Source organism: Kineosporia sp. A_224 (assembly GCF_002198655.1).
Classification (GTDB): Bacteria; Actinomycetota; Actinomycetes; order Actinomycetales; family Kineosporiaceae; genus R-H-3.
Genome location: NZ_MWLN01000119.1, coordinates 1 through 23,464, shown reverse-complemented (window position 1 = coordinate 23,464; position 23,464 = coordinate 1). Strand labels below are relative to the sequence as shown.

Here is a 23,464-nt window from a genome sequence, read left to right as displayed (position 1 = left end):
GCGTCCACACCGCCACCGGCGCCCCCGCCGCCACCCGTGGCGAACCCGAGGCCAGCGCTCCCAGGCTGACCGTCAGGGTCCCCAGGGTGTTCGCGTCCCGACCGACCCAGCGCAGCGCCGACGCCCCGGACCCGTTCCCCGAGAACGTCACCGCGTCACCCTCGACGTAGTCACCACCGAGGGCGAACGACCCCACGTTCGTGACAGCCCCGGCGACAGCGACCGTCAGCACGTCGTCCGCCCCTGCGTCGGTCACCGTGACGACGACCGCCCCGTCCGCACTCGACAACCCCTGCGTCGTCCCGCTCGTCCACCCCGAGAACAGCGAGTTCGGGTCGACCCCGCTCACCCCGTCGGCGAGCGTCACGGCGAGGCTGTCGCCCGGTCCGACCGCGCCGGGCGAGCCGCCGTCCGTGAGCACGACCGACGAGACGGTCGGCCCCGACCCGTCCTGCGGCACCTCCGGCGTCACGTGCCCGGGCACGGCGGCGTTCCCCGCGACGTCGCGCACCGTGAACGTCACGGCCGGCCGCCCGTCAGGAGCCGAGAACGAGAACCGCGCCGTCCCGCTGCTCACCCCGGCCACCCCGCTCGGCCCGCCGGCGACCGACCATTCGACGAGCGAGACCCCGCTCGTCACCTCGCCGTCGGCGATGCCGGTGACGGTCACCGTCGTCGCCCCCGGGCAGACCCCGGCAACGAGTGCCACCGAGCACCCGGTGACGGCGGCCCCCGGCTCGGGCGCGGTGGTGTCGACGACGGCCGGCAGGGTCTGCGTGGCGGACCGGTTGCCGGCGAGGTCCACCGCCGCGACCGCGACCGTCGCGTACGCCTCGACGGACGTGATCGCGGGAGTGGTCGCCACCCCGGCCGCGAATGGCAGGACGACGCCCGCGCCGGGCAGCGGCACCGCCGCGGGCATCGCGACGGTGCTCGTCGCGGCGGTGTAGACGACCGACGCGATGCCGCTCGTCGTGTCCGAGGCCGTGAACGAGTACCGCAGGCCGTCGTCCCCGAGGGTCGACGCGGTGCACGTCCACGACCCGCCGGTGAGCACGGCCTGACCCCGCCCGCACGACGCCGAGGCGACCGTCGGGGCGGCCGGCGGCACGACGTCGACGACGACCGTGGTCGCAGGGCTCGCCGACCCACGCGCCCCGCCGTTGAGCGCCGCCCGCGCGCTGAGGGCATGGACGCCGGCCCCGAGCGGGCGGCCGAGCGCGGCGACCCAGCTGCCGTCCGAGGCAGCGGTCGTCGCCGCGACCTGGGTCGGGCCGTCGAAGACGGCGACGGCGGCGCCGCCGAGCCCGGGGGCGAGGTCGCCCGTGAGCGTCGGGGTCGTGACGTTCGTGATCCCGTCGACGGGGGAGACGCCCGAGTCGCTCGCCGGGGCGAGCCGCGGTGCGCCCGGCGGCGGTGCGGCGGCGGTCGTCACCCGGACGGCGAGCCCGTCGGTGCTCGTCACGGCTCCGATCATCGAGCGCACGGTGAGCGTGTACGTCGTCCCGCTGCGCAGCCCCGTGAGCGCGCAGACCGCAGCAGCCCTGGCCGCAGCGCCACCCGAACCAGCACCCGAACCTCCGCCCGGACCGCACCCCCGCGCACNCCCCGCGCACCCCCGCCCGCCGGCGCGACCGTGTATCCCGTCGGCGTCGGCCCGCTCGCCGGTGCGAGGACGGCGAGCGTGATGGACGTCGGCGTCACCGTGCTGCTCAGCGAGGACGGCGCGGCGAGGCCCGGGGCCGTGCCCGGCGCCGACGAGGTGTGCGACGCGAGCCAGTACCCCGCCACCGGGGCAGCGACGAGCAGCCCGCCCACGCCGAGGGCCGCGGCGAGCGTCCGGGCGCGCGCCACGGCAGGGGAGGTCTCGCCCACCACCCTGGAGTCATCGGCTCGCGGGGCCTCCGGCTCCAGTCCGAGTGCCCGGGAGCCCCCGCCCGGAGGGTTCCCGTGCCCGGACGCCGCGCCTACAGTCACCCGTATGACCTCGCCCGCCGTCCCGCGGCCCGCGGCTCCCCGGCCCGCGGCCGGCCGGCCTGTGACAGAGAGGCCCGCGCCGCCGAGCGCGCCCGGGGCCCGCGACGAGCTCGACGCGCTCACCGACCTCGTCCGCGAGGTCTCCAGCCAGCGCAACGTCGAGGACACCCTGGACGTGGCACTGCGGCAGTGCCTGTCGCTCACGGCGTCCGAGTTCGGCTTCATCGGGCTGATCCGTGCACCCCAGCACGAGGACGGCGTCGGCGAGCTGGAGATCGTCGCGATCCACGGCTTCCACCCGGCGCCGCACTTCTTCGCCGAGCACCGGGTGATCCCGTTGAAGCCCAACATCTTCAACACGGTCGTCCTGGAGAACCGCCCGGTCCGCACCGCGGACGCCGCGGCCGACCCGCACCGCGTCGGGCAGCCGAGCGGGCACCCGCCGGTCGGGGCGTTCATGGGTGTCCCGCTGCGGCTGGACGGCGCCCCGATCGGCATGATCGGCCTCGCCAACCGCGCGGTGCCGTACGAGGACGACCACGAGCGTCTCGTGCTCACGTACGCCTCGCTCATCTCGGTGCTCGTGCACAACGCCCAGCTCTACGAGCAGCTCCAGCAGACGAACACGTGGCTCGAGCGGCTCGTCACCGAGCGGACCAGCGAGCTCGCCCAGGCCCGGGACGCGTTGGCGGAGAAGGCGTCCCGGCTGCAGGTCGTGCTCGCCGAGACCGTCGACACCCAGGAGACCGAGCGCCGCCGGATCGCCGCAGACCTGCACGACGGCGTCAACCAGCTCATCGTCGGGGCGCTGCTCGAGCTGACGAGCAGCCGGCACCGGGTCGAGGCCGGGCAGGACGACGCGGCTCTCGGCTCGCTCGACTCGGCCCGCGCGATCCTGTCGGACGTCGAGACCGAGCTGCGTCGCGTCGTCCACGACCTGCACCCGCCGGTGCTCGAGGGCCTCGGCCTCACCGCGGGCATCCGCGAGGTCGCGGACCGGTTCGCCGCGTTCAGCGGGATCGCCTGCACCGTCGAGGTCACGGGCCGCCCGGTGCGGCTCGGGGCCGGCGCGGAGACGAGCCTGTACCGGCTCGTCCAGGAGGCCCTGAAGAACGTCGCCGTCCACTCCGGCGCCCGCAACGCGTTGGTGCGGCTCGCGTTCGAGGCCGACGAGGGCTGCCTCACGGTCTCGGTCTCGGACGACGGCACGGGCTTCGACCCCGCGGACGCCGAGCGCAGCGCCGGGGCCGGCGGCCGGCTGCACCTCGGGCTCGGCAGCATGCGGCGGCGCGTCGAGACCCTCGAGGGCCGCTGGGGGATCGAGTCGACGCCCGGCGGCGGGACGACGATCCGCGCCTGCGTGCCGCTGCCCTGATCTTCGGGTCGCCGGGGCGTCAGACCGGTTCGGGGCGCGGACGCCGCAAGCCCATGAGGTGCACCGCGTGCGCGTCGAGCCGGCGGTCCTCCTCGGTCTGCGGCACCCACGACGGCGTCGGCACCGGCCGGCCGCCGTCCAGCGCGACGAACACCGTGAGCGAGTGCGTCGTCAGCGCGTACTCGCCGACCTTCGGGTCCGCGGTGAGCACGTGCACCGACAGGTGCATGCTCGTGCGTCCGGTGTGCAGCAGCCGGGCCCGCACCTCGACGAGGTTGCCGATCGGGATCGGCCGGTAGAACCGGATCCCGCCGGAGAACACCGACCGCGCGTCGTGGCCGCTCCAGCCGACGGCGCAGGCCCAGGCCGCGTCGTCGATCCAGCGCATCACCGTGCCGCCGTGGGTCTTGCCGCCCCAGTTGACGTCGGTCGGCGCGGCGAGGAACCGCATGACGGACGCCGGCGCCTGCGAGTCGCCGGTGTACGTCTGGGCTGCCATCGCCTCCTCGATGCTGCGCCGGACGTCGATCCGGGCGCGGGCGTCCTGCTCGGCGAGCGCGAGGGCCGGGGTCGGCGGCGTCCAGGGCTGCACCGGCGAGGGCCGGCCGTCCGGGCCGACGGCGACGAAGACGACGAGGCAGGACGTCGTCTCGGTGAAGACCCGCGTCGCCACCGGCGCCGCCCGCACCGTGACCTGGACGTGCATGCTCGACCGGCCCGTGAGCACGAGCTGGGCCGTCACCTCGACGAGGTCGCCGCTGTGGATCGGGCGGCGGAAGTGCACGTTCCCGACATACGCGGTCACGCAGTACCCGCCGCCCCAGGCGACGGCGCACGCGTACGCGGCCTTGTCGACCCACTCGAGCACCCGCCCGCCGGCGACGCCGGTGCCGCCGAGGAGGGCGACGTCCGTCGGGGCCGCGAGGAACCGCAGGGTGACGGTGCCGCCGCCGTCCGGGGTGCCGTCGTCCGTCATCCGTCCAGCCTAGGCTCCCGGTCGCGCAGCCAGGGGCCTTCGACCTACGCTGCGCCAATGGCACTGTGGCCGGGAGCGGCGAGATGACGAGCATCCTCATCGTCGACGACCACCCCATCGTGCGTCAGGGCCTGCGCAGCCTGCTCTCGAACTACCCGGAGTTCGACGTCGTCGGCGAGGCCGCCGCGGTCGACGAGGGCCTGGCCGCCTTCCGCCGCTACCGCCCGGACGTGAGCCTCGTCGACATCCGGCTCGGCACCGGCTCCGGCCTCGACCTCGTCGACTCGATCCTCGAGGAGGAGCCCGGCGCGCGCGTCGTCGTCGTGAGCTCCTTCGACGACGACGAGTACGTGACCCGCTCGCTGCGCGCGGGCGCCCTCGGGTACGTGCTCAAGGTCGACTCGCCGTCCGTGCTCGTCACCGCGATCGAGACCGTCGCCGCCGGGCAGCGCGCGCTGAGCCCCCGGGTCACCGCGCACCTCGTCGAGCAGCTCATGGGGGAGGCGAGCTCCCCGGAGCCCGACCTCGACCAGGTCGAGCTGCGGATGCTCTCGATGCTCAGCCGCGGCATGAGCAACGGCCAGATCGCCGAGGAGCTCTACATGAGCGACACGACGGTGAAGCGCCGGCTGCGGGTCGTCTTCGGCAAGCTCGGGGTCAGCAAGCGCGCCGAGGCGGTCGGGGCGGCGGCGCGGCGCGGGTTGATCTAGGGATTCAGCAGGTCCAGCAGGTAGGCGCCGTACCCGGACTTCGCGAGCGCCTCGCCGTGCGCCCGGAGCACCGCGTCGTCGATCCAGCCGTTGCGCCAGGCGACCTCCTCGACGCAGCCGACCTTGAACCCCTGCCGGGCCTCGATGACCTGCACGTACTCGGAGGCGTTCATCATCGACTCGACGGTGCCGGTGTCGAGCCAGGCGGTGCCGCGCTCGAGCACCGAGACGCTGAGCCGGCCGCGGGCGAGGTACGTCGTGTTCACGCTCGTGATCTCGAGCTCACCGCGGGCGCTCGGCGTGATGGATCGGGCGATCCCGAGCACGTCGTTGTCGTAGAAGTACAGGCCGGGGACGGCGTACCGGCTCTTGGGCCGCTCGGGCTTCTCCTCGATGGAGAGCACCCGGCCGTCGGCGTCGAACTCCACGACGCCGTAGGCCCGCGGGTTCGCCACGTGGTACGCGAAGACGTGCCCGCCCTCGATGTCCGTGCACGCGCGCAGCGCCGTCCCGAGGCCCGTGCCGTGGAAGATGTTGTCCCCCAACGCGAGCGCGACCTTCTCGCCACCGACGAAGTCGGCCCCGATGAGGAATGCCTGGGCCAGGCCCTCGGGCCGCGGCTGCACGGCGTACTCGATCCGCATGCCGAGCCAGTCGCCGTCCCCGAGGAGCCGCCGGAACGACGCCGAGTCGTCCGGGGTCGTGATGACGAGCACCTCGCGGATGCCGGCCATCATGAGCGTCGAGAGCGGGTAGTAGATCATCGGCTTGTCGTAGACGGGCATGAGCTGCTTGCTGATCGCCCGGGTCGCGGGGTGCAGCCGGGTGCCGGTGCCGCCGGCGAGCAGGATCCCGCGCATCAGGCGCTCGCCCCGCTGCGGGCGGCGAGCGCGCGGCGGCGCTCGAGGCAGGCCACGTACCGGGGCAGCAACCCGCTGTCGCGGGCCTGGGCCAGCGTCGGCGCCGCGGCGTCCTTGGGGGAGAGCAGCGGCTGCCCGACCCCGAACGACGCCCAGTCGACGGCGAGGTCCGGGTCGAGCGGCGTGATCCCGTGCTCTGCGGCAGGGGTGTAGACCTTGCTGCAGAGGTAGACGACGGTCGCGTCGTCGGTGAGCGCCGCGAACGCGTGCCCGAGGCCCTCGGACAGGTACACCGCGGTGCGGTCGGTCTCGTCGAGCCGCACGGCCTCCCACGCGCCGAACGTCGGCGAGCCGACCCGCACGTCGACGACGACGTCGACGACAGCGCCGCGCACGCAGGTGACGTACTTGGCCTGGCCCGGCGGCACGTCCGCGAAGTGGACGCCGCGGAGGGTGCCCGCCGACGAGACCGAGCAGTTGGCCTGCCGTAGGTCGAGCGGGTGCCCGACGTGCTCGGCGAGTCCCTCGTGCCGGTACCACTCGAGAACGACGCCGCGGTCGTCGCGGAACTGCCTCGGGGTGAACGCCCAGGCACCCTCGATCCCCAGCGGGCGGATGTCCATGGTGGTGCTCTCCTTCAGCGGGGGACGGCGGGCGCGTCCGCCGTCGCGAGGTACCGGGTGAGGGCGTCGCGCCAGTGCGGCAGCGGCGGCAGGCCGGAGCGCGCCCAGGCGTCGTGCCCGAGCACCGATCGGGCGGGTCGCGGTGCGGGCCGGACGAACGCGGCGGACGTCGTGGGCCGCACCCGCTCCGGGTCGTGGCCGCTGCCCTCGAACACGGCCCGGGCGAGGTCGAACCACGAGCACTCGCCCGCGGAGGTGCCGTGGTAGGTCCCGGTGGGGGCGTCCGCGAGCACGAGGTCGACGAGCCGGCCCGCCAGGTCGGCCGACCAGGTCGGCTGCCCGACCTGGTCGGTGACGACGTCGACGGTGGGGCGTTCGGCGGCGAGCCGGCGCATCGTCGTGACGAAGTTCGACCCGTGCGCGCCGTACAGCCAGCCGGTCCGGACCAGCCAGTGCGCGCCGGGCAGGGCCGAGGCCACCGCCCACTCGCCGGCCGCCTTGGTCCGGCCGTACGCCGATGCGGGCCGCAGGGCCGCGTCTTCCGCGTACGGCGTCCGGCTGGTGCCGTCGAAGACGTAGTCCGTCGACACGTGGAGCATCCGTGCCCCGGCGTCGGCGCAGGCCCGGGCCAGCAGGTGCGGGCCGGTCGCGTTGACGGCGAAGGCCGCGGCCTCGTGCGTCTCGGCGTCGTCGACGGCCGTCCAGGCGGCGCAGTTGACGAGCACCGCGGCGCCGGTCGTCCCGGCGGTGCGGCCGCCGTCCGAGAGTGCCGCACCGACGACGTCCCGGACGACGGGCGGGTCGGTGATGTCGACGTCGCCGCGGTCGAGGCGTGTGACGTCGCTCTGCCCGGCCGCGGCGAGCGCGATGCTCAGGTCGGTGCCGAGCAGGCCGGCGGCGCCGACGACGACCCAGCGGCGGGCCGGGCCGGGGGACGCGGCGCCGGTCATCGGACGGACGGCGCGGCCGTCTTGAGCGGCTCCCACCAGTCGCGCCGCGCGCGGTACCAGTCGACGGTGTCGGCCAGCCCCTGTTCGAACGGCACCTGGGGCGCGTAGCCGAGCTCCTCGGAGATCTTGCGGATGTCGACCGAGTAGCGACGGTCGTGGCCCTTGCGGTCCTCGACGGGGACGACGGAGCTCCAGTCCCGCCCGGTGGCGGCGAGCAGCCGTTCGGTGAGCTCCCGGTTCGTCAGCTCGGTCCCGCCGCCGATGTTGTAGATCTCGCCGGCCCGGCCCTTCGTCAGGGCGAGCGCGAGGCCGCGGCAGTGGTCCTCGACGTGCAGCCAGTCGCGCACGTTGAGGCCGTCGCCGTAGAGCGGCACGGTGCCGCCGTCGACGAGGTTCGTGACGAACAGCGGGATGACCTTCTCGGGGAACTGGTGCGGCCCGAAGCTGTTGGCGCCGCGGGTGACGACGACGTCGGTCGCATGCGTCTTGAAGGCAGCGCGAACCATGAGGTCCGCTGCCGCCTTGCTCGCCGCGTACGGGGAGGTCGGGTCCAGCGGGCGGGTCTCGGGCCAGCTCCCGACGTCGATGGAGCCGTAGACCTCGTCGGTCGAGACGTGGAGGAAGCGCACGTCCGCGCCGTCGAGGACGGCGTCGAGCAGCGTCTGGGTGCCGACGACGTTCGTCCTGACGAAGTCGGCCGCGCCGGTGATCGAGCGGTCCACGTGGCTCTCGGCGGCGAGGTGCACCACCGCGTCGACGCCCCGGACCAGCTCGCGCACGAGCTCCCGGTCGAGGATGTCGCCCTCGACGAAGCGCAGCCGCGGCGACCCCAGGACGGTCGTGAGGTTCGTCGTCGTGCCGGCGTAGGTGAGCGCGTCGAGCACCGTCACGCGGGCACCCACGAGACCTGGAAGGGCATCGGCGAGCGCCATGCGGGTGAAGCACGAGCCGACGAAGCCGGCTCCGCCGGTGACGAGGATGTGCACGGGGGCAGTCTCACACCGTGCCGGCCGGTGGCGGGCGGGGGAGCGGTTGAGGGAGCGTTTCCCGCGAGCGTGTACCTGAGCGTGCGGCCGAGCGTGTGCGCGTCTGGCTGCGACAGCGACCGCGCACGCACACCCTCGACTGCACGCTCGGCCACACGCCTTGTGCAGACTCACGAGACGAGGCCGTGCCCGATGGCGGTGGCGACGACGTCAGGCCGGGGGAGGCCGGCCCGGGCCAGGTACGCCTTCTCGATGCGGCGGACCGCGGCCGCCGGGTCCGCTGCGAAGAACCGGGGCGTCAGACCGACGACGGGGATGCCGTGCTCGGCGTAGACACCGTCGCTGAGCACGGTGGCCTCCCAGTCGTCGACGTGGGAGTGGTGCTGCTTGGAGTGCACCTGGATGGCGAGACCGACGTCGTCGACCCAGCCGTCGGGGCGGGGCAGCGTCGTACCGTCCGGGGTGACGAGGTCGGGGTTGAGCAGCACCGGTGGCAGCACGGTGCTGCGGGCGAGCGCTGACGCGAGCTTCACCTCGGGTACGGACCACGCCCCGGCCTCGGCGTCCTGCACCGCACGCCGGGCGAAGGCGCTGCCCTGGCGCGGGCCGTCCTCGAGCTCGTGGCGCAGAGCCTCGACCGGCACGATCCTGCGTTGCACCGCCTCGAGCACGATCGCGCGGGCGTCGTCGAGGGTGCGTGCCTCGCGTGCGGCGTCGACGACCGCCCGGGCGGGGGAGCTGAGCATGAACGGCGGCCTGGACCACGGTCTGGGGTCGGGACGGCGCGTGCGGCGGACGACGACGAAGCCCTGGGTGCGCAGGAACCGGTGGGCCGGGACCAGGATCCGGACGACGTGCTCGCCGTCGGCGGCCTTCACACCGTGGCAGGCGGCGGCCGTCCGGGCCGCGATCACGGCGTCGTCACCGGCCCAGAGCTGGGCCGCGACGAGCCGCTGCCTCGGCCAGAGCGGCCCGCGGAGGGTCGCGACGACACCAGGGAGCACGAGCCGCCAGCCGTTCCGGGCGCAGGCGTGCCGGCGGGCCGAGCGGGTCACGCCGAGCAGCTCGAGCTGTGCGGTCGTGACGAGGCCGTGCTGCTCGTGCAGCAGCGTCGCCAGCTCGTCGGGGATCCTCACGCCGTGAATCCTGCGCCGCCAACGGTTCGCCTGGCCGATGCTGCCGGTCCGGTTGTGGACAACCCGGGGTGTGGACGGGTCGAAGGCGGACAGGTGTCTGTGCGCGGCGGTGACCTCCGGCACGGTCGATGGGGACGACGGACACGGACGAGGCGACGGCGCGGGCGGCGTGGACGACGCGACGGNCGACGGCGCGGACGACGCGACGACGCGGACGACGCGACGGTGTGGGCGCGGCGCACCGGCTGCGGGCGTGTGCGTGAGTGTGCGGGTGAGCGTGTGCCGGTGTGGTCACTGGCGCAGCCCCTGCGGCACACGCTCGCCCACATGCCCGGCCACACGCGTGGCCGGCACGCACGACGGGGACGAGCAAGCGTGGCCGCAGTGACATGGCGTGACATTGGCACCGGGAATCATCTCAGTCGTGACGCCGAGTGGCGATATCGGGGAGGAATCGAGAATTCCTGGGACCGATCGACACTCTCCGCGAGAATTGCCGAGAAGAGTTCGCGGGTGACGCTCACGAGTTTCCGCAGAAAGCACCGCCGGCCGCCGCGACCGGTCGGGTTCCCCGTATTCATCGCACCGACGCCGAAGGGCCGGCGGAAACCTCCCGCCGGCCCTTCGATCGTGCGAGCGCTACGAGGTCGTCGAGTGGTCGCGCTTGATGTTGACGCGACCGGTGGCGCTCTTGCCCTCCGACGTCGCGACGATCGACCACTTGCCGACCTTGGGCAGCGTGAACTGCCCGGTGAAGCGGCCCTGCGCGTTCGTCGTCCCCGCGACGGTGACGCGCTGCGAGCCGCGGATCGCGGTCAGGGTGATCGGCTTGCTCGCCGGGAAGCCGCTCGCCGTCGCCGAGAACTCCTCGTCGACGTACGCCTCCTTCGGCGCCGAGATGCCGCGCGAGTAGACCGCGACGACCGTGTTCGCCCTCTCGGCGTTGGTGTCCGAGAGCACGACGGCCCGGATGCGGAGCACCTTGTAGTCGTCCGGGTCCCGCAGCTTGAGCGAGAACGACACCGTGACCTTGCCGTCCAGCCCGAGGATCGCCTCCTGCTCGGCGGCGAACTTGCCCCCACCCCGGCCGTAGTAGACGGTCACCTTGACCTTGGCACCCGGCAGACCCTGCGACACCGTCGCGCTGAAGCTGTACGGCTTGGTCGAGACCGGGTCGGACGCCGTCACGGCGAGGTGCTTGCCGGGCGGGTACGCGAACGCCGGCGCGAGGAACCCGCCGACGCCGATCGCCGCGGCCGACACGCTCGCGACGACTGCTGCTGTCACTTTCTTGTTCATGCCCCCACCTTCTCGTTCATTGCCCCCACCTTAGAGGAACGCATTCCTCGGAATTGCTCGTTCGGCCCGCCCGAACGGCCGATGTCGTGTTTCTTCTTCGTGCCGCGTGCGGCGCGTCATGCCGATTTCCCGGCGTGTCGCGAAATGGCAGAAAAGCATGTCGCGACACCGCGCTCAGGAGCAGGGCGTGAGCGGCGCGACGGTGACCTTGGCCGGGTTCGCCATCGGCTGGGTGAGCACCGTCGCGGTCGGGGTGTCCTCGGCGCTCGTCGGCTGGACGACGCCCACCTCGACGGTGCGCTTGCCACCGGGCGGCAGCATGACGGCGACCCGCCACACCGGGTGGTTGCGGTCGATGCCCTCGGCGAGGACCTCGGCGTCCTTGCCGTCGATGAGCACCCCGGCGTTCGTCGCCCCGACCGGGCCGTAGACGTCGAGCAGCACCCGGGTCGGCTCGGTGACGGTCCGGTCCGCGGGGCCGGTGAGGTCGGGGGCCGCGACGACGTACGCCGGCAGCCCGGCCTTCGGTGCGGTGCTCGCGAGGGCCACCTTCACGGAGCCGATGCGGACGCCGTCCGTGCAGGTGCCGGGGTCGTACCGCACCGCGGTCTTGAGGTAGGCGTCGAGCTTGTTGCCGCCACCGTTGTTGACGACGGCCATCGCGAACGGCCCTGGCCGGTCGGGGATGACGCCGCCCAGGCTCGTCGTCTCGATGAGCCGCTGCTCGGCCGGGTCGGCCGCCCAGACGAGCACCCGGCGCTGCCGGGCCGGCTCGATGAGGGCCTTGGCCAGACCGGCGGGGGGGACCTGCCCGGCGGCGACCTTCTGGAAGACCGCCGCGACGAGCTCGCCGGTCACCCGGTCGACGTCGAGGTAGTTCGGGAAGCGTGCGTAGACGTCCTTCGACAGGAACGACACTGCGTTGTTCGCGTCGACCGTGACACCGCTGACGGTGAGCGGCCCGGTCGCCTGGAGCATCCCGGCGAGCACGTACTGGTCGACGGCAATGACACCGTCGATCTTCGGCCGGCCCTGCGCGGCCCAGCCGGCCGCGACGAGCCGGCCCGTCCACGGGTAGTGCGGGCTGAGGTTGAGCCCGGCCCACTCCTGGAGGTCCGGGCCCCAGAGGTCCGCGACGTCCTCGGGCACCGCGTTGACGGGGATCTTCAGCCCGTTCTGCAGCGTCGGCCGCGAGGCGACCGACTTCAGGCTGATGTCGCCGTTCTTCGCGCCGATGACGGCGAACGAGCCGACGAGGCCACCGGTGCCGCGGGCCTCGGCGTCCTGCTGCATGAGGACGACGTAGGTACGGGGGCCGTTGCCGCCGAGCAGCGTCGTGAGCACCTCGAGCGACGGTCCGGCGCTGTGCACCGGGCCGCGCGCGGTGTCGAGCATGGAGCGGACCTGCGCGACGCCGTCCCCGATCTGCGGCACGGCGGTGTCGGTCTCCACGCCCTGGAGGGCGGCGAGCCCGTCGTCGACGGCGTGCGACACCGCGGGGAGCGTCGCGGCGACCTTGCCGAGGGCTGCGAGGTCGATCCGCGAGCCCTTCCCGCCGGCGAGAGCAGGCAGCGTCCTCTCGAGCGGCTCGGTGGCCGCGGTGAGGTCGGCGGCGACGGCGGTCAGCGTGCGCGCGGCGGCGACGTCCGTGCCGACGACCGGGGCGTGCGCGACGAGCGCCCACGCCGGGTCGTCGGTGAGGTCGTGCGCGCGCGCGGACTCGACGCGGAGCCGGCCGAGCGTGGCCGCGGCGGCATCGAGGTCCCCGGCGGCCACCTGGCGCTTGAACGCCTGCGCGTCGCTCACGAGGTCGGTGGCGACGGGCCGCAGCGAGAGCGCGCGGAACCCGACCCAGGCGACGGCGACGACGACGAGCACGACGAGCGCGGCCAGCGTGGCGAGCACCCAGAAGCGCACGTAGTAGCGCGGGTGCCGGACACGGCGGCTGAGCCTGCCGCGGGCATGGGAGACCGGTCGGAGCACCCGTGGATTGTTGCATTCAGCGATCACGCGAGTGCACGTTGTGACGAATTGGTACCGATGAGTGGGTGGAACGGCCGACGCCCGGCTCGGTCGAACTGCCAGGATGGCCGCCGTGGCGGGGGTGCTGTTCGTGTGCGCGGTGAACCGGGCGCGGTCCCCGTGGGCCGAGCTCGCGTGCCGGGCGTTGCTCGCGCAGGTGCCCGGCGGTGCGGACGTCGCCGTGGCGAGCGCGGGCACCTGGACCCGCGGCGGCGAACCGATGTGGGGGCCCGCGGCCCAGGAGGCCTGGTCCCGCGGCCTCGACCCCGAGGGTTTCACGTCCCGGATGCTCACGCCGGCGATCGCGGGCGAGGCGAGCGTCGTCCTCGCGGCGACCCGGGCGTTGCGGGACGAGGTGATCTGTTCGGTGCCAACGGTTCTCGCCCGCACCTTCACCTGGCGCGAGCTCGCCTGGCTCGTCACGGCCCAGCCGCCGGTGTGGGCGGGGGAGTCGCTCCCGGAGCGGCTCCGACTGCTCCCCGAGCATGCCCGGCGGGCGCGCGGTGCGGTCGCGGCCCCGCCGCCGGCCGCGCTCGACGTCGACGATCCGGCGGGCCGGTCGGCGGCCACGGTCCGGCGGTGCGCGGACGAGACCTTCACCGCCGTGACGACGATCGTCGGCGCCCTCTCTCGCTGACCTGCCGCGCCCGCACGGGCCACCGCAGTAGCCTGTTGCGTCGGGGAGTGTTCATCGCGTTACCCTCCGTGGTCCTGTATGGGCTGCGTCGAGGCATCGCAGGACCGCGCGCCGGAGCACGGTGCGTCGGAGGACGGGGAGCTGGATGGGATCGCGGCGGACGGGCAGACGGCGGAAGGCCGCATCGGGGCGGTCGCTCGCCGTCGTGGGCGGGCTGTCGCTCGCCGGGGTGGCCGCAGTCGCGCTGACGTTCAGCGGCCCCAAGGCCCCGCCCGACTATCGCTCCCCGGTGGACGTCGCACCGGCCGCTGCGGACGTTCCCGCGCCCGGCACCACCGGCGGCGCGGACCCCTCGCAGACGCCGTCCGCCGGTGGGTCTGCTGCGGCGACGACGGCCCCCGACGGCGCTGCCCCGGACGACGCCGCCCCGGACGACGCTGAACCGGCCACCGGCGGCACCGTGGCCGTCGTCCTCGGTGACGGGCTCTCCGCGACGCCCGCCAAGGACTCCGCGTTCGCGTGCGCCGCGGTCGTGCGCCGCGGCTGGGAGTGCCGCAGCTTCGCGGCGGCCGGCAGCGGTTACCTCTCCCGGGGGGACGACGGGACCTACCTCGACCAGCTCGCGAAGGCCGGCTCGCTGGACGACGTCGGGCTCGTCGTCGTCAGCGGCGGTGGCGTGGACCGCACGGCCTCCGCCGACGCGGCCCGGGGCGCGGCCGAGCGGCTCGTCGCCCGGGCGGTCTACACCTTTCCGGCGGCGACGATCGTCCTCGTGCCGCCGTTCGACACCGGCGGGGGCAGCGGCCCCGGCGGGACGGCGATCCGCGACGTGCTCCGCGGCGAGGCGGACGGCCGGGAGGTCCGGTTCGCGGACCCTGCCGGCTGGTTCCGCGACCTTCCGGCGGTCCTCGCAGATGACGGCCGCTCGCTCACGGCGAAGGCGGCGTCCGCTGCGGCGCAACGGCTGTCGGCCGTCGTGCCGGCGGTCGCAGACGCCGGCTGACACCGGCGCACCCGTCCGTCCGGCGCGGCCCACCCGGCTCGCGGAGGGCCTCGGGCCTCAGCGCCTCGGGCGGCGCAGGTCGCGCAGCAGCCCTTCGAGGTCGATCGACTCGGGCTGCTCCTGCGGTGCGGTGCGGGGCGGAGGGGGCGGCACCATCCAGCTCTGCGGCACCGGCTCGACCGTGGGCGGGAACTGCTCGCCCTGGTGCCGGTGCGCCCGGCCCGGCTGCTGCTGCTCGTACGGCTGCGGCGGCTCGTACGGCTGGTGCGGTGCCTGCTCGGCCGGAAGGGTGACGACGGGCGGCGGGGCCGGGGCCGTGGGCGCGGTGAAGCGCGTGACGTCCTGCGGCATCGGCGGGACCGGTGCGGCCGTCGGCGTAGCGGTCGGGGCGTGGGCCCGGCGCCGCTTGCGCCCGTTCGCGGCAGGCGGCTGCTCCGGTGCCGGTGCGGCGCTGTCCGGTCGGGGGCCGAACATCTGGGGTGCGGGTGCCACCGGGGCCGGGGGAGTGGCCGACCGGTAGCCCTCCGAGTTGTAGCCGCCGTAGCTGTAGTAGCCGGCGCCCGTCTTCGGCACCCGGTTGACGAGCACCCCGAGCACGGGGGCGCCCGCGGCGCGAAGGGTGTCCGCGGCGGCGGCAAGCTGGTCGACCCGGGTCGAGGTGACCTTGGCGACGACGACGGCGCCGGCGGTGATCCGGGCGAGGATCGTCGCATCGGTGACGGGCAGCAGCGGCGGTGAGTCGACGATGACCATGTAGCCCTGCTCGACGAGCGAGTCGACGATCTCGACCATGCGGTGGCTCCCGATGAGCTCGCTCGGGTTCGGCGGGATCGGCCCGCTCGCGAGCACCCAGAGCTCGAGGTCGTCGCGCCACTTCTGGACGGCGTCCGCGGGCTGCACGTCACCGAGGAGCACCGAGGTGAGCCCGACGCCGCCGGGCAGCAGGAACATGTCGCCGATCGTCGGCCGGCGCAGGTCGGCGTCGATGAGCACGACCCGCTCGCCGCTCTGCGCCATGGCGATCGCGAGGTTCGCCGACGTCGTGCTCTTGCCCTCGCCGGGCACGCTGCTCGTGACGACGAGGCTGCGCACCTCGGTGTCGACCGAGAGGAACCGGATGTTCGTGCGGAGCTGGCGGAACGCCTCGGCGCGCGGCGAGAACGCGTCGTGCACGATGAGCGGCGCGTCCTTGACGGTCGCGTCGTCGACGATCGCCGAGAGCACCGGGGCGCCGGCGATCTCGCCGGCGTCGTGCCGGGTGCCGATCGACTGGTCGAGGGTGTCGCGGAGCACCGCTGCGCCGAGGCCGAGCCCGAGCCCGACGAGCAGCCCGAGCGCGAGGTCGAGCTTCTTGCGGGGGGAGTCGGGCACGACCGGCAGCACGGCCGGCTTGATGACGGTGATCTTTACCGGCGAGGCCCGGTTGGCCGAGGGCACCTCGAGTGCGCCGACGAACGCCGTGAACCGCTGACCGATGGCGTTCGCGACGTCGCGGGCCCGGGCCGGCGAGGTGTCGGAGACCGTGACGTCGAGCAGCACCGTGTCGAGCGGGCTCGACGCGGTGACCCGCTTGGCGAGGCTCTGCGGCGTCTCGCGCAGGCCGAGGTCGTCGATGACCGGCTGGAGCACGTCGGGGGAGGAGATCGCGGCGGCGTAGGACTTGACCCGCTGCTGGGTGAAGGTGCTGCCCTGGCTCAGGGTGCTGATGTCGGCGCTGCCGCTGCTCGTCGTGACGAAGAGCTGGGCCGAGGCGCTGTAGACCGGGGTCTGGCTCCACGCGTACGCGGCGGCCCCGAACGCGCCGAGCACGGTGACCGCCACGATGAGCAGCCACTGGGCGCGGGCGATGCGCAGGTACTGAGCCAGGGTCATGAGAAGTCCTCTGTCGTGGGCGTTCGGCTTGCGGGCACCCGGCGGGGGCGGCGGTCAGAGCCGCGCGGCGGCGTGGTGCTCGACGAACCAGCGGTAGGTGCTCTCGACGCCCTCGCGCAGGCCGGTGCGCGCGTGCCAGCCGAGGTCGGCGAGCCGGGAGACGTCGAGCAGCTTGCGGGGCGTGCCGTCGGGCTTGCTCGCGTCGAAGACGAGCCGGCCCTCCCACCCCACGACGTCGGCGACGGTCTCGGCGAGCTCGCGGACCGTCACGTCGACGCCGGTGCCCACGTTGATCGTCTCGGGGTCGTCGTAGTGCTCCAGGAGGAAGAGCACGGCGTCGGCGAGGTCGTCGACGTGGAGGAACTCGCGGCGAGGTGTGCCGGAGCCCCAGATGGTCACCTCGGGGGTGCCGGACGCCTTCGCCTCGTGGAACCGGCGCAGCAGGGCGGGCAGCACGTGCGAGCCGAGCGGATCGAAGTTGTCGCCCGGCCCGTAGAGGTTGGTCGGCATGGCACTGATGTACGGCAGGCCGTACTGCCGGCGGATCGCCTGCACCTGGAGGATCCCGGAGATCTTCGCGATGGCGTACGCGTCGTTCGTCGGCTCGAGCGCGCCGGTGAGGAGTGACGACTCCTTGATGGGCTGCTCGGCGAGCTTGGGGTAGATGCACGACGACCCGAGGAAGAGCACCCGGCCCACCCCGTGCTCGACGGCGGCGTCGAGCAGGTTCACCTGGATCCGCAGGTTCTCGGAGAGGAACTGCGCCGGGTAGGTCGAGTTCGCGAGGATGCCGCCGACCTTCGCCGCGGCGATGACCATGACGTCCGGCCGCTGCGCCCCGACGAACGCGAACGCCGCGTCGCGGTCGCGCAGGTCGACGTCACTCGACGCCGCGCCGACGAGGTCATCGCACCCGCGCGCCTCGAAGGCCCGCCACACGGCGGAGCCGACCAGCCCGCGGTGACCCGCGACGTACACCCGCCCGAAATTGGACATTAGCGAAGTTCTCCCCGTTTGTACCATCACCCTGCGTGCTGCTTCGGCTACACGTTACGGTAGCCGCGGCGCGGGCCGAGGGAGTTCCCGCACCTTCGTGCGCATTCGTGTGACGCACCCGACGATCGAACTCGCGGCACCCGTCTGAGGCGTGCCGGCGATGGGGGAAATGCAATGAAGAAGGCACTCATCACGGGGATCACGGGGCAGGACGGCTCCTATCTCGCAGAACTTCTCTTGGAGAAGGGCTACGAGGTGCACGGCATCGTCCGTCGCTCGTCCTCGTTCAACACGAGCCGGATCGACCACCTCTACCAGGACCCGCACGACGAGCATGCTCGCCTGTTCCTGCACTTCGGTGACCTCACCGACGCCTCGCGCCTCGTGACCCTGCTGGAGAAGGTGCAGCCTGACGAGGTCTACAACCTTGCGGCGCAAAGCCACGTCCGAGTCTCGTTCGATGAGCCGGAATTCACTGGGCTGACGACAGGGATGGGTGCCACGCGGCTACTTGAGGCTATCCGAATGATTGGCCTCAACTGCCGATACTACCAGGCCAGCAGTTCAGAGATGTTCGGTGCAAGCCCGCCGCCACAGGACGAAGAAACCCCATTCTGGCCCCGCAGCCCTTATGGTGCTGCAAAGGTCTACGCCTACTGGATGACACGCAACTATCGTGAAGCCTATGGAATGTTCGCGGTGAATGGGATTCTCTTCAATCACGAGAGTCCCAGGCGGGGCGCCACCTTCGTCACCCGCAAGATTACTCTCGCAGTTGCCAACATAGTCGCCGGGAATCAGCAGGAGCTCTATATGGGCAACCTGGATGCGGCGCGAGATTGGGGATACGCGAAGGAGTATGCGGAGGCGATGTGGCTAATGCTCCAACACGACATAGCAGCCGACTATGTCGTTGCGACTGGCGTAGCCCACTCCGTCCGGGATTTCCTCGAATTCTCGTTCGGTCACGTCGGCCTTGATTGGCAGAAGTACGTACGGTTCGACGAAAGGTATACCCGCCCCTCGGAGGTTGACTCGCTGATCGGGGATGCGGGTCGAGCGAAGCGCTGGCTCGCATGGAAACCAGAAACACTAGCGCCAGAACTCGCGCGGCTCATGGTGGACGCTGACCTCGCTCTCGTCGCTGGCACGGGCTCAACCGCCGCATGCGTCTAGGGCAGTCGACAATCGCAACGCGAAATCAGACAGGGCATGAGCGCACAGATGATCGTGCGCTCGCCAGGGAAGCCCAATCCGCGGACTCTCGGATGACTCGACTACGAGCTCGCGATGCTCGACCTTTCAGAGCTACACTGGCGACTGGCGGGAAATTCCTTGCCGGCGCAGTTGTCAACCAAGGCTTCATGGCCGTCACCGGCCTACTACTGGTCAGGTGGCTGAGTGTTAGCGACTATGCACTCTACTCCATTACCTTTGTGCTCTTGGGGGCCGCGACGGTCCTAACAAAGCCAGGCATGGGGCCGGCACTGAATGCGCTCATATCTCGTCACTGGCCTGATCGGATGGCGGCGGGTCGCGCACTCGTTGCGATTCGAGATGTGCGTAGACGCATGTTCCTCCTGTTCTCGCTACCCCTGGCGAGTATTGCAGTCGCGCTCTTCCATGCGAATGGTGCAACACTTCAAGCCACGGCCGTCCTCCTTGCGGTCCTGCTCCTAGGTTGGTGGGCAGATCTCCGGTCCCACGTAATTGATCAATCTCTCTACTATGCTGGCTATCAAGTGAGAGTCCAGACCTTGGACGCATTGTTGAGCGGTACTCGAATGGCCGCGACGCTCGTGGCCATGATTGTCACTAAGGGCAATCTCAATGTTGCCCTACTTCTTGCTGCCGCTGCCGCCCTAGGGCGCGTGCCCTTCATCGACCGATGGTCAAACTCTGAGTTCCCTGACCGCCATGAGCCTGTATTGGCCGAGCGAAAGTTCGTTCGCGAGATGACACTTCGACAGCTTCCAGTGGAAGCAATCTACGTGCTCCAGCCGCAGATGATTCTGCTTCTCCTTACGCTGAAGCTCGGGACAACTGAGATTGCACAATTCGGCGCACTGAGTCGCTTGACTCAAGTGATGCTCCCTGTCAATGCAGTTCTTACTGCCTATCTGATTCCTCGTTTCGCTCGTCAGAATAGAAGGCTTGTGTCGACCTTCTTCGGCTTGCTCGGGATCGTTGCGCTGCCCGGAATTATCTTGGTGGCAATATCTGTTCTCGCTCCGAACTGGCTCCTATGGTTGCTGGGTCGTAACTATCAGAATCTTCACACTGAAGTCATGTGGGCGGCCGCTGTCACGCTTCTCGCGACCGTCAGCGGCGCGGCGTGGCATCTGCTAGCGAATCGTGGATTCACGCGATATGCAAGTATTCAGATACCAATGAATCTCGCTTGGTGTGGATTCGCCTTCTTCTTCTGGCCCATCGACAACCTTCAGGAAGTCTTCCTCTTTCAGGGTGGCTTCAGCGTGACTCTCATGACGAGCGTGGCTCTGGAAGCGCGCGCGGCTCTAACTCCACGAGAAGGCGCACAAGTGAAGTGACCGCTATGGTGAGGCCGAAGACTGATAGGTCGATGCCCGACAGGCCACGAGTCCGCCATGTCCCAGGGATACGGGCAACACCTTCCCATCGTCATTGGATCGATAGGGTAGTCATGCTCTATGCTCTCCTATGGATTGCGGAGGGCGCCCTTAGGAAGTGGGTAGTCTCTGGCGGCGGCGGCGTCATCTATATGGCCGATGGCCTGCTGATTCTCTTCCTCGGGTCGATCGCGCTAGTTGTTCCGTTGCCGGCTAGCGTGAGTCGACAAGCGGTCCGGTGGGTAGTCAGCGCGCGGCTCTTGGGCAGTGTAACTGCCCTCATGGGTGTGGTTTCAGCCATCCATGCGTCGCAGTCCCTCACGCTCATCATTCTGGGCCTGAGTCAGTATCTCGGCCTGATCACCGGGGTTTGCTTGTTCGGGTGCCTGATGTCGACTACTGTTCGGCGTCGCCTCGAAGTCCTTGTACTCACAATGGTCCCCGTCCAGTTCATCATCTGCGCTCTGCAGGCGGTTTCCCCGCAGGCAAGTTTTATAAACAGAGTTGGCCCAGAGGTCTATCAAGACTTCGTGAATGCAAACGGCGTCGTAAGGACTACAGGCACCTTTACTGCCCCCGCGGGGCTGGCTGGCTTTCTTGCTTTGGCCTTAGCGGTCACGATTCTGATTCGTTGCGAGCCGGGGACTCATTCATCGCAAATCCGAATGCTGGCCCGATGGATGCAGGGGCTCGTAGTCCTGACCGTGGTGATCAGCGGCTCGCGAGGATCTGTGTTCTTCTGTGGGCTCATTCTACTTGCCTCGTCGGTAGGCAGAAGAGGTCGTGCGAGTTTCCTGCGGCGGCTCTTCTTTGGAGCCGCAGGGCTCACGGCCCTGGTCGCTGTGGGGGCGTGGGCTTTTCCGCTGGTTGTTGACAGTTTCGCTACACGTTTCGCCGATGCGAGCCGTTCCGAGTCCTTGGGGGCTCGCGTTTACGGTCTTGTCCTGGGGGCGGTCGATGCTGTTTCGCGCGCGACACCCCTCGGGGACGGAATGGCTGTGCATACGCAGGCTGGCATCCAATTGGCGCAAGAGGGGACATGGATCGAGGAAGAGCTAGAGCGGTGGGTTGCCGAGTTGGGCCTGTTCGGGTTGGTCGCCGCGCTAGGTAGGCAGATGCTGGGACTGGCACTGATCGTTCACGCCGTCGTAGGTCGGCGAAGGGCAGATGCACGGGTGCTCTTCGTGTTAACGGCTGCGGCCGTTCCCCCTCTGCTTGCCGGGCAGATAAACACGCAGGCCTCCGTGCAGGGTGCCGCCACAGTTACGCTGGGCATGCTGCTCTCGCGGATAGCATGTCCGGACGCCAGACGGGAGGACTAACGTGGGCAAGTTCCCAAGCCTCTGGCAGAGCAGTGATGCGGGTCATCGCCCATCCGGCGACGTAACGATCGTGCTGGCCTCGCGGGTTCCCCACAGCCTGTATGCGGCGCGGGCGCTAGCCCGGCTCTCGACCCACTTTCACTACTGGTCGCCCGTCCTTCTTGATGAATCGCCCTCGCGGCTCCCAGCGTTCCTTACTAGGCGTAGATCGTTCAGTGCGGCAAGGGGTCTAGGGAGACGATGGCTGTGGTTCGCTGAGATGGTCACGTTCGCGTCTAGCGTTCTGCGGCTACCGTCTCGTTGGCGGCACTATGTGCAGTGCGTAGCGCTAGATTTGGAGATCTTGACTCGCTTGGTCTTAAGGTGTGGGAAGTTCCGTGGTGCAATCTTTCATTGGAACAACAATTGTCTTGTCGCTTCACCCACATTTGCGCGCGCAATCGGAATGCACCTGATTCTTGACTATCGTGCGCTTCACCCACGAGTTGAACATCCGCTCGGCGCTCCGATGAACTGGGCTGATCTTCGTGAGATCCGGATGGCCGATGTAATCCTCGTGAATAGCCACCTGGCAAGCCGGACCTTCGTGAGTCAGGGAGTCTCTCTGGAGCGTGTCGTCGTGGTGCCGCTGGGCTTTGATCGAGCGGAGTGGACTGCGCTCCCACATGTCGCACGCGCAACGCGACGCGTGCTGTTTGTCGGCGCAATAGCTGGGCGCAAGGGACTCTTGGATCTTGTGGATGCCGCTTCCAGACTTCCAGACGACATTGAATGGGTGTTTGCGGGGCCATCTCCAGAACCAGAAGTGTCGACCGCCTTGAGGGCGGCCTTTCCGAGATGCCAGTTCTTAGGGCCACTCTCGAAGCGAGAGCTTGTGCAGCAGTACTCACAAGCGACTGTCCTCGTCTTGCCAAGCAGACAGGAGGCATTCGGGTTGGTAGTTCTCGAGGCCCTGGCCTGCGGCAGTCGCGTAGTGGTCAGCGATGGGTGCGGGGCATCCGCGATAGTCGCATCCAATCCGGACTTTGGTCGCGTCTTTCCGGCGGGTGACTCTGAGGAGCTGGGTAGGGCACTGGTCGAAGAGTGCGGTGCTCATGTGAACGTGTTGGGGCGTTCTGAAGCACTGAAATCCTGGACTTGGGACGGGTACGAGGACCGATTGCGCGACGCCTACGCCGAGATCCTCGAGGCCATGTGCCCTAGCCGCAACTGCCAGTCGGCAGAGTTCAGCGGTCATTGAAGGGGAAGAGTCCATCACCATCGGCCGCAGCGCTCATTTGTACCTGGAGCATGCCGCCTGCTCAGTGGACCTGCTCGAGCCCCGCTGATCCAACCTGCTTTGACGGCTCTACGTCCGCCTGGGCACCCAGGTCGTCGACGAAGTCCCCCGCCGGGTGCAGCAAGACACCCTGGGCCACCGAGGGTTCAAGGACGACCCGCTCTACCGGATCCGGGGGCCGCTGCGCCGCGGCGCCGAGCACCTCAACGACCGCCAGCTCGCCAAGCTCAACACCTGCCTGCACGCCGGCTGGCGACCCCACCTGGGCGGTCACCATCGCCTGGCACGCCTACCAGCGCCTGCGGGCGACCTACCAGGCGGCCGACCCCGCGCAGGGCGGACGACTCGCGGAGGAACTGATCGCGACGCTACCGATGTGCCCTGTCCCCGAGGTCGCACGTCTGGGCCGGACCCTGCGCGCCTGGCGGACACACGTCATGGCCCGGTTCGCCACTGACGAGGCCGGCGCCGGCCGCGTTTCCAACGGCGGCACCGAAGCCATCAACCTGCTCATCGAGAAGGTCCGCCGCCTCGCCCACGGCTTCCGCACCTTTGAGCACTACCGACTAGGGCGTGTCTTGTAGATCTTGACCTTGGGTTCGACCAGAGTGTCGGTCGTGAGCGATCGCGATGTGCTGACTGACGAGATGTGGGCTCGGCTGGAGCCGCTGCTGCCGGACCGGACGCCGCAACGTGGTGGTCGGTGGCGGGATCACCGTGAGGTTCTCGAGGCGATCATCTGGCGGTTCCGGACCGGGTCTCCGTGGCGGGATCTGCCCGAGGAGATGCCGCCGTGGGAGACGGTGTGGGGCCGGTTCGACCGCTGGTCGAAGGACGGCACGTGGGACCG

At 70.6% G+C, this 23,464-nt stretch carries 22 protein-coding genes; 10 read left to right on the top strand and 12 right to left on the bottom strand.

The window, feature by feature from the left end; all coding sequences use genetic code 11:
- Window positions 1–1,465: Ig-like domain-containing protein (locus EDJALFJO_RS10870; protein WP_143448485.1), on the bottom strand; the 1,465-nt coding region annotated here is incomplete at its 3' end.
- Between the two features lie 516 nt (window positions 1,466–1,981).
- Between EDJALFJO_RS10870 and EDJALFJO_RS10865 the strand changes: the two genes are divergently transcribed.
- Window positions 1,982–3,352: a GAF domain-containing sensor histidine kinase gene (locus tag EDJALFJO_RS10865; protein WP_158220388.1), complete on the top strand. Its 1,371-nt coding sequence runs from the start codon at window positions 1,982–1,984 to the stop codon at window positions 3,350–3,352.
- Between the two features lie 19 nt (window positions 3,353–3,371).
- Here EDJALFJO_RS10865 and EDJALFJO_RS10860 read toward each other — a convergent pair whose 3' ends face one another.
- A complete protein-coding gene (locus tag EDJALFJO_RS10860; protein ID WP_088285049.1) occupies window positions 3,372–4,328 on the bottom strand; it encodes an acyl-CoA thioesterase in 957 nt (318 codons plus the stop codon).
- Between the two features lie 83 nt (window positions 4,329–4,411).
- Between EDJALFJO_RS10860 and EDJALFJO_RS10855 the strand changes: the two genes are divergently transcribed.
- Window positions 4,412–5,038, top strand: coding sequence for a response regulator transcription factor (locus tag EDJALFJO_RS10855; protein ID WP_143448483.1), 627 nt, complete (start codon window positions 4,412–4,414; stop codon window positions 5,036–5,038).
- Here EDJALFJO_RS10855 and rfbA read toward each other — a convergent pair.
- From rfbA to EDJALFJO_RS10820, 7 genes are all read right to left on the bottom strand, one after another.
- Window positions 5,035–5,898: a glucose-1-phosphate thymidylyltransferase RfbA gene (gene rfbA, locus EDJALFJO_RS10850; RefSeq protein ID WP_088285045.1), complete on the bottom strand. Its 864-nt coding sequence runs from the start codon at window positions 5,896–5,898 to the stop codon at window positions 5,035–5,037. The two genes, EDJALFJO_RS10855 and rfbA, sit on opposite strands and share 4 nt — an antisense overlap.
- Complete coding sequence (locus tag EDJALFJO_RS10845) at window positions 5,898–6,521, bottom strand: dTDP-4-dehydrorhamnose 3,5-epimerase family protein (RefSeq protein WP_198950194.1); 624 nt, start codon at window positions 6,519–6,521, stop codon at window positions 5,898–5,900. The genes rfbA and EDJALFJO_RS10845 overlap by 1 nt, the downstream gene beginning before the upstream one ends.
- Before the next feature lie 14 nt (window positions 6,522–6,535).
- Window positions 6,536–7,471 (bottom strand): dTDP-4-dehydrorhamnose reductase, encoded by a 936-nt coding sequence (gene rfbD, locus EDJALFJO_RS10840; protein ID WP_088285043.1) that lies wholly within the window; start codon window positions 7,469–7,471, stop codon window positions 6,536–6,538.
- Window positions 7,468–8,457: a dTDP-glucose 4,6-dehydratase gene (rfbB, locus tag EDJALFJO_RS10835; RefSeq protein ID WP_088285041.1), complete on the bottom strand. Its 990-nt coding sequence runs from the start codon at window positions 8,455–8,457 to the stop codon at window positions 7,468–7,470. The genes rfbD and rfbB overlap by 4 nt, the downstream gene beginning before the upstream one ends.
- Before the next feature lie 170 nt (window positions 8,458–8,627).
- The gene (locus EDJALFJO_RS34235; protein WP_158220387.1) at window positions 8,628–9,593 is read right to left on the bottom strand and encodes a hypothetical protein; all 966 of its coding nucleotides are present in this window, start codon (window positions 9,591–9,593) and stop codon (window positions 8,628–8,630) included.
- 639 nt (window positions 9,594–10,232) lie between these two features.
- On the bottom strand, window positions 10,233–10,892 hold the full coding sequence (locus tag EDJALFJO_RS10825) for a hypothetical protein (protein ID WP_143448482.1): 660 nt from the start codon (window positions 10,890–10,892) through the stop codon (window positions 10,233–10,235).
- 174 nt (window positions 10,893–11,066) lie between these two features.
- Window positions 11,067–12,875: a DUF4012 domain-containing protein gene (locus EDJALFJO_RS10820; protein ID WP_088285037.1), complete on the bottom strand. Its 1,809-nt coding sequence runs from the start codon at window positions 12,873–12,875 to the stop codon at window positions 11,067–11,069.
- Window positions 12,876–12,987: 112 nt separating this feature from the next.
- Here EDJALFJO_RS10820 and EDJALFJO_RS10815 point away from each other — a divergent pair, with 112 nt between their 5' ends.
- On the top strand, window positions 12,988–13,551 hold the full coding sequence (locus EDJALFJO_RS10815; protein WP_158220386.1) for a low molecular weight phosphatase family protein: 564 nt from the start codon (window positions 12,988–12,990) through the stop codon (window positions 13,549–13,551).
- Between the two features lie 205 nt (window positions 13,552–13,756).
- Window positions 13,757–14,554: a hypothetical protein gene (locus EDJALFJO_RS10810; RefSeq protein ID WP_143448481.1), complete on the top strand. Its 798-nt coding sequence runs from the start codon at window positions 13,757–13,759 to the stop codon at window positions 14,552–14,554.
- A 57-nt stretch (window positions 14,555–14,611) separates the two neighbouring features.
- Here EDJALFJO_RS10810 and EDJALFJO_RS10805 read toward each other — a convergent pair whose 3' ends face one another.
- Together EDJALFJO_RS10805 and EDJALFJO_RS10800 are read right to left on the bottom strand one after the other, a co-directional pair.
- A complete protein-coding gene (locus EDJALFJO_RS10805; RefSeq protein ID WP_088285030.1) occupies window positions 14,612–16,426 on the bottom strand; it encodes a polysaccharide biosynthesis tyrosine autokinase in 1,815 nt (604 codons plus the stop codon).
- A gap of 54 nt (window positions 16,427–16,480) precedes the next feature.
- Window positions 16,481–17,422, bottom strand: a complete 942-nt coding sequence (locus tag EDJALFJO_RS10800; RefSeq protein ID WP_143448480.1) for a GDP-L-fucose synthase — start codon at window positions 17,420–17,422, stop codon at window positions 16,481–16,483.
- A gap of 174 nt (window positions 17,423–17,596) precedes the next feature.
- Here EDJALFJO_RS10800 and gmd point away from each other — a divergent pair, with 174 nt between their 5' ends.
- The 4 genes from gmd (at window position 17,597) to EDJALFJO_RS36350 (ending at window position 22,575) form a co-directional block, all read left to right on the top strand.
- Window positions 17,597–18,598, top strand: a complete 1,002-nt coding sequence (gene gmd, locus EDJALFJO_RS10795) for a GDP-mannose 4,6-dehydratase (protein ID WP_088285026.1) — start codon at window positions 17,597–17,599, stop codon at window positions 18,596–18,598.
- Between the two features lie 395 nt (window positions 18,599–18,993).
- Complete coding sequence (locus tag EDJALFJO_RS33420) at window positions 18,994–19,974, top strand: hypothetical protein (protein ID WP_143448479.1); 981 nt, start codon at window positions 18,994–18,996, stop codon at window positions 19,972–19,974.
- A gap of 113 nt (window positions 19,975–20,087) precedes the next feature.
- A complete protein-coding gene (locus EDJALFJO_RS10790; RefSeq protein WP_088285024.1) occupies window positions 20,088–21,335 on the top strand; it encodes a hypothetical protein in 1,248 nt (415 codons plus the stop codon).
- A gap of 259 nt (window positions 21,336–21,594) precedes the next feature.
- Window positions 21,595–22,575: a glycosyltransferase family 4 protein gene (locus EDJALFJO_RS36350; protein ID WP_088285022.1), complete on the top strand. Its 981-nt coding sequence runs from the start codon at window positions 21,595–21,597 to the stop codon at window positions 22,573–22,575.
- Between the two features lie 61 nt (window positions 22,576–22,636).
- Here EDJALFJO_RS36350 and EDJALFJO_RS35500 read toward each other — a convergent pair whose 3' ends face one another.
- Entirely contained in the window at window positions 22,637–22,891 is a 255-nt protein-coding gene (locus EDJALFJO_RS35500; protein ID WP_233149796.1) for a hypothetical protein, read from the bottom strand.
- On the opposite strand from EDJALFJO_RS35500, the gene EDJALFJO_RS35495 reads away from it, so the two are divergent.
- On the top strand, window positions 22,890–23,198 hold the full coding sequence (locus EDJALFJO_RS35495) for a transposase (RefSeq protein WP_233149795.1): 309 nt from the start codon (window positions 22,890–22,892) through the stop codon (window positions 23,196–23,198). The genes EDJALFJO_RS35500 and EDJALFJO_RS35495 overlap by 2 nt on opposite strands.
- A gap of 63 nt (window positions 23,199–23,261) precedes the next feature.
- On the top strand, window positions 23,262–23,464 hold a 203-nt coding region (locus EDJALFJO_RS10775; protein WP_233149794.1), incomplete at its 3' end, for a transposase.

What these genes read in the sequence shown, in the direction of transcription:
- EDJALFJO_RS10865 (WP_158220388.1), top strand. Translation starts at nt 1,982, where the DNA reads ATGACCTCGCCCGCCGTCCCGCGGCCCGCGGCTCCCCGGCCCGCGGCC.
- EDJALFJO_RS10860 (WP_088285049.1), bottom strand. Translation starts at nt 4,328, where the DNA reads ATGACGGACGACGGCACCCCGGACGGCGGCGGCACCGTCACCCTGCGG.
- EDJALFJO_RS10855 (WP_143448483.1), top strand. Translation starts at nt 4,412, where the DNA reads ATGACGAGCATCCTCATCGTCGACGACCACCCCATCGTGCGTCAGGGC.
- rfbA (WP_088285045.1), bottom strand. Translation starts at nt 5,898, where the DNA reads ATGCGCGGGATCCTGCTCGCCGGCGGCACCGGCACCCGGCTGCACCCC.
- EDJALFJO_RS10845 (WP_198950194.1), bottom strand. Translation starts at nt 6,521, where the DNA reads ATGGACATCCGCCCGCTGGGGATCGAGGGTGCCTGGGCGTTCACCCCG.
- rfbD (WP_088285043.1), bottom strand. Translation starts at nt 7,471, where the DNA reads ATGACCGGCGCCGCGTCCCCCGGCCCGGCCCGCCGCTGGGTCGTCGTC.
- EDJALFJO_RS10825 (WP_143448482.1), bottom strand. Translation starts at nt 10,892, where the DNA reads ATGAACAAGAAAGTGACAGCAGCAGTCGTCGCGAGCGTGTCGGCCGCG.
- EDJALFJO_RS10805 (WP_088285030.1), bottom strand. Translation starts at nt 16,426, where the DNA reads ATGACCCTGGCTCAGTACCTGCGCATCGCCCGCGCCCAGTGGCTGCTC.
- EDJALFJO_RS10800 (WP_143448480.1), bottom strand. Translation starts at nt 17,422, where the DNA reads ATGTCCAATTTCGGGCGGGTGTACGTCGCGGGTCACCGCGGGCTGGTC.
- gmd (WP_088285026.1), top strand. Translation starts at nt 17,597, where the DNA reads ATGAAGAAGGCACTCATCACGGGGATCACGGGGCAGGACGGCTCCTAT.
- EDJALFJO_RS33420 (WP_143448479.1), top strand. Translation starts at nt 18,994, where the DNA reads ATGTTCCTCCTGTTCTCGCTACCCCTGGCGAGTATTGCAGTCGCGCTC.
- EDJALFJO_RS10790 (WP_088285024.1), top strand. Translation starts at nt 20,088, where the DNA reads ATGCTCTATGCTCTCCTATGGATTGCGGAGGGCGCCCTTAGGAAGTGG.
- EDJALFJO_RS36350 (WP_088285022.1), top strand. Translation starts at nt 21,595, where the DNA reads ATGGTCACGTTCGCGTCTAGCGTTCTGCGGCTACCGTCTCGTTGGCGG.
- EDJALFJO_RS35500 (WP_233149796.1), bottom strand. Translation starts at nt 22,891, where the DNA reads ATGGTGACCGCCCAGGTGGGGTCGCCAGCCGGCGTGCAGGCAGGTGTT.